This window comes from Microcoleus sp. B9-D4 (assembly GCF_036705105.1).
Lineage (GTDB): Bacteria > Cyanobacteriota > Cyanobacteriia > Cyanobacteriales > Microcoleaceae > Microcoleus.
Map to the genome: position 1 here is coordinate 1 of NZ_JAUBTS010000155.1, position 2,118 is coordinate 2,118.

The following is a 2,118-nucleotide window of genomic DNA, read 5'->3' on the forward strand; positions in this document are numbered from 1 at the left end:
TGCCTATCTTTTTTTACCACAAGTTGCCTCAATCCTTACTAGCTATGGGTTTGGGGTGGGTTGTCACCCCCCCAGCCCCAAATATCAACTACAAAACAGCAGCAACACTGGCCATCAACAACCCTTGAAACAATTTCACCCCATCAGTTTCGCCCAACATCGGATCGGATGCCCGTTCAGGATGCGGCATCATTCCTAATACATTGCCTTGGCGATTGCAAATACCGGCAATATTATTTAACGAACCGTTGGGATTCCCAGCATCGCTAATTTTGCCCGCCTCTGTGCAGTAGCGAAACAGCACTTGTTCGTGCTCTTCTAGTTCTGCTAATGTATCGGCATCAGCATAATAGTTGCCTTCACCGTGGGCGATCGGCAAATCGATGATTTCACCCGTAGTATAAGCCGCAGTCCAACGAGTATTACCGCGTTCGACTTTCAAAGAAGCGCGATCGCAAATAAAATTCAATCCCGCATTCCGCACCAGAGCACCAGGCAATAAACCAGCTTCAGTCAACACCTGAAAACCGTTGCAAATACCGAGTACAAGTTTGCCCTGTTTCGCGTGTTCCGCAGTAGCCCGCATCGCCGGAGAAAAACGGGCGATCGCGCCGCACCGCAAATAATCTCCGTAACTGAAACCGCCGGGAATTACAATGACATCAATATCCGAAATATCGGTATCTTCGTGCCAAATCATGCGAGTTGGTTGGTGGAGTAACCCTTGAGTCACCCACACCACATCGCGATCGCAATTTGAACCAGGAAAAACAATAACTCCAAATTTCATAAGCTGAAGGAAGAAGGAAGAAGGAAGAAGGAAGAAGGAAGAGGTGTCAACTTAAGACTAAAATCTTATGTTTTTCTCGCTTGTATCAAAGTCTAGATCCCCCTAAATCCCCCTTAAGAAGGGGGACTTTGAGTGTTCCGAGTTTTTGTGTTTTTAACGAAGACTTTGAAAGCTCTTGTCCTCGCCTTTTTAAGAGAGACTTTGAACACTCTTGTCCCCCCCTTATTAAGGGGGGTTAGGGGGGATCTCCGGGTTGAAAAACACCCTAGGACAGAGACTTTCAACGCTCTTGTCCCCGCTTTTTAACAAAGACTTTGAATGCTCTTGTCCCCCCTTATTAAGGGGGGTTAGGGGGGATCTCCGGCTTTAAAAACACCCTACGGGCGATCGCATTTATGCCGCCGCTGTCTCCACAGCAACAGGAATTTCAGTCAAATCAAAGCGATAATTTTCAATCACTGGATTGGCCAAAAGTTGGTCGCAAACGCGATCTAGTTGTTCGCGGGCCTGGGACTCACCAGCAGCAGTCAGCGTCAATTCAACGTACTTCCCGATTCGCACACGCTCAACATTGTCGTATCCCATGTGTTGCAAACCAGACTGTACGGCAGTGCCGGCGGGATCTAAAACAGAAGGGCGGAGGGTAACATAGATTTGGGCAAGATATTTCTGAGTCACGGGAATGTTGCGGTAGGTGATGTGAAAGTTAGCCCCATTGTATTCTACAACCGAGCTGCGCGCCGATCGCCATTTGGTTAGCCCAAGTAAGATAGCCTAGAAACAGGGACAGATGTGATTCCAGCAGATTACACAAAAAAATTATGAGAACCAACCGCACCCGCAGTCAGGAGCGTATTTTACACTTGCTCAAGCACTTGAATCGATCGCTCTCAGCGCAAGATATCTACTTAGAACTGCGTAACAGCGACCAAAGCATGGGCCTAGCAACCGTTTACCGTTCCCTCGACGGTTTAAAGCGAGAGGGGTTCGTTCACGTCAGAACGCTTGCTAGTGGCGAGTCTCTCTACGGTGCCGCCCACCAAGATCAACACCACTTAACTTGTCTCGAATGCGGCGCATCAATTACGATCGACGAATGCCCCGTCCACCACTTAGAAAGCCAACTACAACAATCTCATTCTTTCAAGATTTATTATCACACTTTGGAGTTTTTTGGATTGTGCGATCGATGTACTTTGGCTCAAGAATCTTAGGATCGCGAATTAAATAACTTACAATTTTAATTGTTATTGTGGGATGGGCGTCCCGCCCGGCCTTTTTGAACGGGCGGGACGCCCATCCCACTTTCAAGAGTGGAAGTTATTTAA

General features: G+C 47.6%; 3 protein-coding genes. 1 reads left to right on the top strand and 2 read right to left on the bottom strand.

The window, feature by feature from the left end:
* Positions 1-88: 88 nt before the first annotated feature.
* Together purQ and purS are read right to left on the bottom strand one after the other, a co-directional pair.
* Positions 89-790 (bottom strand): phosphoribosylformylglycinamidine synthase subunit PurQ, encoded by a 702-nt coding sequence (purQ, locus tag QUB24_RS33260; RefSeq protein WP_333157845.1) that lies wholly within the window; start codon positions 788-790, stop codon positions 89-91.
* A 393-nt stretch (positions 791-1,183) separates the two neighbouring features.
* On the bottom strand, positions 1,184-1,468 hold the full coding sequence (gene purS / locus QUB24_RS33265) for a phosphoribosylformylglycinamidine synthase subunit PurS (RefSeq protein ID WP_333055476.1): 285 nt from the start codon (positions 1,466-1,468) through the stop codon (positions 1,184-1,186).
* A gap of 143 nt (positions 1,469-1,611) precedes the next feature.
* On the opposite strand from purS, the gene QUB24_RS33270 reads away from it, so the two are divergent.
* Positions 1,612-2,004, top strand: coding sequence for a Fur family transcriptional regulator (locus QUB24_RS33270; RefSeq protein ID WP_333055475.1), 393 nt, complete (start codon positions 1,612-1,614; stop codon positions 2,002-2,004).
* The last annotated feature ends 114 nt before the right edge of the window (positions 2,005-2,118 follow it).

Coding starts and splice junctions, on each gene's coding strand:
- purQ (WP_333157845.1), bottom strand. CDS start 790: ATGAAATTTGGAGTTATTGTTTTTCCTGGTTCAAATTGCGATCGCGAT.
- QUB24_RS33270 (WP_333055475.1), top strand. CDS start 1,612: ATGAGAACCAACCGCACCCGCAGTCAGGAGCGTATTTTACACTTGCTC.